Origin of the sequence: Cupriavidus sp. L7L (assembly GCF_004353535.1) — a bacterium.
Lineage (GTDB): Bacteria > Pseudomonadota > Gammaproteobacteria > Burkholderiales > Burkholderiaceae > Cupriavidus > Cupriavidus oxalaticus_A.
In genome coordinates this window covers 1-4,833 of the sequence record NZ_SMNY01000042.1, presented here as the reverse complement: position 1 = coordinate 4,833, position 4,833 = coordinate 1, and the positions used below count along the sequence as shown (strand labels likewise).

The 4,833-nt window shown below is 59.4% G+C and carries 4 protein-coding genes; 3 read left to right on the top strand and 1 reads right to left on the bottom strand.

Annotated elements, in window-relative coordinates:
* Nucleotides 1-319 precede the first annotated feature (319 nt).
* Nucleotides 320-958, top strand: coding sequence for a hypothetical protein (locus E1J61_RS30250; protein WP_133097571.1), 639 nt, complete (start codon nucleotides 320-322; stop codon nucleotides 956-958).
* 304 nt (nucleotides 959-1,262) lie between these two features.
* Here E1J61_RS30250 and E1J61_RS30245 read toward each other — a convergent pair whose 3' ends face one another.
* Complete coding sequence (locus E1J61_RS30245) at nucleotides 1,263-3,566, bottom strand: AAA family ATPase (RefSeq protein ID WP_165971577.1); 2,304 nt, start codon at nucleotides 3,564-3,566, stop codon at nucleotides 1,263-1,265.
* Nucleotides 3,567-4,143: 577 nt separating this feature from the next.
* Here E1J61_RS30245 and E1J61_RS37560 point away from each other — a divergent pair.
* Complete coding sequence (locus tag E1J61_RS37560) at nucleotides 4,144-4,290, top strand: hypothetical protein (protein WP_165971576.1); 147 nt, start codon at nucleotides 4,144-4,146, stop codon at nucleotides 4,288-4,290.
* Nucleotides 4,291-4,621: 331 nt separating this feature from the next.
* Nucleotides 4,622-4,833: hypothetical protein (locus E1J61_RS37930; protein WP_207951281.1), on the top strand; the 212-nt coding region annotated here is incomplete at its 3' end.

The window sequence follows — 4,833 nt, the reverse complement described above, 5'->3', positions numbered from 1 at the left end:
AAAGGACTGGGAGAGTGCGCCAGTCTAGCGTTTCGTTAGTTGGCTCGTATGGGAGGCAAGCGGCCGCGCTTTGGCACCGAGGAGATGCCGAACTTCCGGGATAGCTAGCGGCCCGTTGCACCGCGGAACCTGTCAGCGGTGCAACGAACGTCTCAGAAGGGTCGACTACGGAAGTTGGCCATCGAGTCTTCAGACCACGACCGCCCCCCGCTTCGAGCTGCCTGCCGAGTTCGGCCACTTTGAGTCGTCCGCGTATACTGGGTTGAATAGCTGCTCCTCGGCTTATGTTGGCTGCTGTTATGCGGACTCGGAGTCGTCCATGGGAAAAATGCAAAGCACGTTCGAGGAACTCCTTGGCGGCGTAGGCGCCGTGGAGCACAAGAGACTTCCATTTCCGCGACTCCAGGACGTCGCGCGGGCTGGGTACGAGGACCTCATAAATAGCGTGTACAAGTCGCTCGGCGGCGTATTGACGAGTGCTGAACTAAATCTCCGCTCGTGGGATCTGGAGTTCGAGGGTATCGCCGTAGAGCTCGACGAGCATCTTCACTTCAATCGTTATCGTGCGATTACGTTAGGGGCGACCGCGTATGCGAACCTGCCAGTTTTTCCGCTGGACGCCTATCGAAGATACTGCGCCGAGTTCGAAGATGATTGCCTCCGCGTAGGTGCCTATGGCGGGAAGTGGTCCAACCCGAGCTGTGAACGCCAGTTTGGTGTAGGCTCCGCACAAAAGATCTTGGAAGGCGCCGGTGCACCGCGCTGGAAGCAGAGGGCCTTCTATGATTTCGTTAAGGACCTTTGCCCCCTAGTACTTGGCGTCAAGCTTGCTCGCATTGCGATTTGGGATTCCATCATCGATAGCGGAACCAGGCGCACCGTAAAGGACTTGCTGTTCCAACCGACGATCACTAGCGCCGAGGCCCTCGTTAAGTTGGTCCGCGCCCGTGCCGCATAACTTGCCCGTGCAGCCAACGCGCGCTGGCGCTCGTGCGGCTGACATGCCGGTTCGTTGACCGTCCGTTTCCGCTGGACCGATCGTCTCCTTCGAGTCGGGTACGGCATGCTGCCCTTCGATCACAGCCGTCCTCGCCTGCCGGCCATTGCAGACACTCCCTCCGACCGCTTGATGGACTGATTACGAACTGGTTACGGACGCTCATGTACGAGCTGCGGGATAATTCAGCCCGACGGAATTACGACGACAGCGCCTGAATTTGCATCGCCAGCAGGCCGAGTCCGCTCCGTATGAGACGACCGTTTCAGAAGAGCTTGCCTGTTTGGATGAAACGAAGCGCCGCGGATGCGAAGTGCTGCAACTCGCCATCGTTTACATCGGTGCGCGTGTGTCCGCCCGAAGTGTCATGGTGGAACATAGCCGCATACTCGTTAAACGCTTGCAGGTCGGGGGCTAACGGCTGCAGCACGCAAATCGGGTTGCCCGGTTGGGCCTCCTTGATGTTCTGAATCATCGACCCGAACGTCAGGCCGTCTGCGAACCGGCCCAAGAAGCATCTATGCAAGTGGCCCTCCACAAGCAGTCTGAGCGCTTGGGCGACCTCCAACATGTTGACTTGTGCCGCGCCAGTCACGTATGTTTCGACCAAGCGGTAGCGCTTGTAGTACGGCGACGCACAGAACTCATCCAGGTCGAACGGCCCGATAACAGTGAAGTTCTCCGGGCCGCGTCTCAGCTCGAACTCAGCAACTTCGCCGCCAACCTTGGTCACGCGCTTCCGAATGTCTCGCAGGAAGTAGGCATCATGGCCCAAGGCGATGACCTGCTTGCATTGCTGATTCATCGCGAGCACCGCTTCCACCGTCTTTGCGCGCCGGTGCAGGTCCAAGCTGGTAAAGACGTCATCGAGAACGACAATCGCTTCGGCATGATTGGGGTCTGCGAACAGCCGAGCCAAAAAGAATGCGAAAGCAAGCGTGCGTTTGTCACCCTCGCTCAAGACGGTATGGAATGTCAGAGCGCTACCGTTCGCAGCACCAACTGGCACTGATGCGCCGCGCACATCGAGCACGTACTCGCCGCGCGGCACGCCGCCACCCATATAGTTGGGCTTCAGCTCACGAATCGAGAACGGTGCACCAAAATCTCGAAGGCGTGCATTGATGGCATCCTGGAAGGTGGCAAGCGACGTGGCCATGAGTTCGTCCAGCATCTTGCGCGCGGCGTCCTTCTTCTGTTCGGCTTCCTTTCGGTCACCCTCTGCGTCCGTTCGGTTGGCCAGATGCTGCAGTACCTCGGAGGCATTACGGACCATTCGTAGCTCGATGGTGCGGCGCTCCGTTTGCAATGCCGAGGGATCGACCTTCGCAAGCCCCGCTTTGTACTGGTCAATCTTGTCATTCAGCGCCTGAATCGACTCGTTGTACTTCGCAACGTTACCCACGACCGTCTGAAGGATGGTTGTGGCTTGCACCAGCGCATCAACATTGACAGCTTCGAGAGGTTTTTCTGTCTTTTCTTCAATGAGAGCGTTGACAAGTGTGCGGGCCTTTCCAAAAGCCTCGCGCGCAGCATCCAAGTTGAGGATGGGCAGTTCAAGCTGCAGCAGGCCAGTCCACCCCTCCTGCGCGCCGGCATTGAAGTCGACGGCGGCCCGCCATTCGGAAATCAGGTCCTCGCTTACTTGGTGCTCCGCCATCCCTCGCAGCGACGCAACGCCTCGCATGTGCTCCTTGTATGCCTGGTTGAAGTATTCCTTGTAGGCCTGAAGCAGCGGCAACCCGGCTGTCTCCTGCCCGCAGAACGGACAGTGCTCGTCGGGCTTGTGGCGGAGCCCCTCGTTGACCCATCGCTCCGTCTCACGGCCGAGATGCGCATCGAAGTGCTTTCGCACTACCGCTTCAGCATCCTCCTGCAGCCTCTCGAAATGCGATTGGGCTATCGCCCGGATGTTGTCGAAGTTGAAGTCAGGCGCCGACAGTTGCCGAAACCCTTGGCGCCCGAGGATTTGCTGAACGCTTCGAGCTTCATTCAACTGCCTGTCGACCTCTGCAATCTGCTGGGGGCCGTCTGCAATCGGGTTCAATGCCAGGAAGTCCGCCAGGGTTGCACCTCGATGGTACCCTTGCAAGGCCGTTTCGGCAGCCGTGATTCGCTGCGTTGCGCCGCGCTGCGCTTCCGATTGCCGCTGGAACTCTTCGCGCTGAACAACTGCTTCAGCCCCCAGCGCAAGTTCCAGCAACGAGGCGCGCTGATCCGGCGTCACCGCTGTGCCGGCGTAGACGTTGCGTTCGATGAACTCTTGATTGAATACTTGGAGATTGCCAGCCGAGGCTGACCATGTGTTCCCATCGAACGAAATGGTCGAACCACCACCGGCAGTCTGGAATCGAAGTTGAACGGCCTGGTTGCCTGTCGCACCGATGGTCTTGCGAGCCTGCAGAGACTGCGCGTCTCCCGTGCCGCATGCTCGAAGCAACGCTGAGAGGGTCGACTTGCCTCGGGCATTGTCCGCATAGACGACCGTGACCCTCTTCAGCGTAACGGCCGAGGGAACGCCAGCCTTGAACACGCCGACGTTGTCGACACGAATGATCTTCTCCAGCACTCCGCCTCCTGTCTTCGCCTTGCGACCTTTGGGTAACATTTCTGTTGTTGCCGGCTCTTGGTGCACACATTCTAACGGCGAATGTCCGGAGCCACTGCTTAGCAGACTCGCTCGTTGGGGCGGTGACTGGCGGGAACGGGTCGACTACCGCCGGACTAGGCGTTAACCGAATAGCAAACGAACAAGCGCACAGGGCTGGCGAACCGGCAGTCTGCATTTGGAACCGTTGCCGGCGCACGCATCCCCCTGCGCGGCTCGCTCTACCCAGAGAGACTATTGCGGTGGATCCGGTAGTCCGGTACTTCCGCGACGCCAAGGGGCAGCCGTATCTCGAGATGCCAAGTATCGCGGGCATCCGCCCCCAACATCGGTATCCGGAAGCCAGTCATTCCCGGCGTTGACCTGGCGGCGGCCCCAGACCCGGAGGATGCCTCCCTGATTGACGTGGATATCGGCTCGACGTTTGGCGGGGTCGAGGAATCCGAGACCGGGCTGGTCGTGCGGATGGGGCGGATCCTGACCCTGACCCCGGGGAGCCGCTGCGGGCGAAACGGGACGGCACCAGGTCGGCAAGCTGATGGCCGGGTATGCGAAGGGCCTGGCTACGGGCTACTGCTCCGGGCGAAACCTCCAATGGCTCGGCGAGATGCCCATCGAGCAGAGCCGCGGCTTCCGTGAAGGCGAACTGCTCGAGACCCACCAGCGCAACTTCGCCTGCCTCTGAGGCGATAGGTAGGCTTAACGCAGGGGCCGCTTTGTGCGGCCCCCTCGCGTTGGTCAGTGGTACTGGACCAGGTATCTCGCGGAACGGGTGTTGGCGAAGTTGAGGCCGGTTTTGGGGCGGTGCCAGATTGCAACAGGGGACTCTGGCGTTGGCTTGCCAATGGACGGCCGCAGATACGGGGTAGTACACTCGCCGGCGATATTCTAAATTCGCGCACAACTCGATGTGAGTCCCGTGGTTCTATTGCTACATCGGTAAGTACCCCGCCTGTGCGTGAAATCCCCTGCGATGCAAGCAACCCGCCTCTGAGGCGTTTATAACGATAATTAAGATGATGAAGCCAATTGCTGCTGCGCTCGTAAGTACTGTGATTCTCGCTGGCTGCGCATCCCCGGCATCTCTGAAACCTCAGGGCGTCTTTTTGTTATCCCCGGCATCTCTGGCACCCCAGGGCGTCGATTTGTTCAAAGAATTGCAGGACATGAGAATTAGCGCCGCAAAAGTAGCGATTCAGTCGAAGCTGGATCAGAAGAACTACTTCGC

Coding starts and splice junctions, on each gene's coding strand:
- E1J61_RS37560 (WP_165971576.1), top strand. CDS start 4,144: ATGGCCGGGTATGCGAAGGGCCTGGCTACGGGCTACTGCTCCGGGCGA.
- E1J61_RS30250 (WP_133097571.1), top strand. CDS start 320: ATGGGAAAAATGCAAAGCACGTTCGAGGAACTCCTTGGCGGCGTAGGC.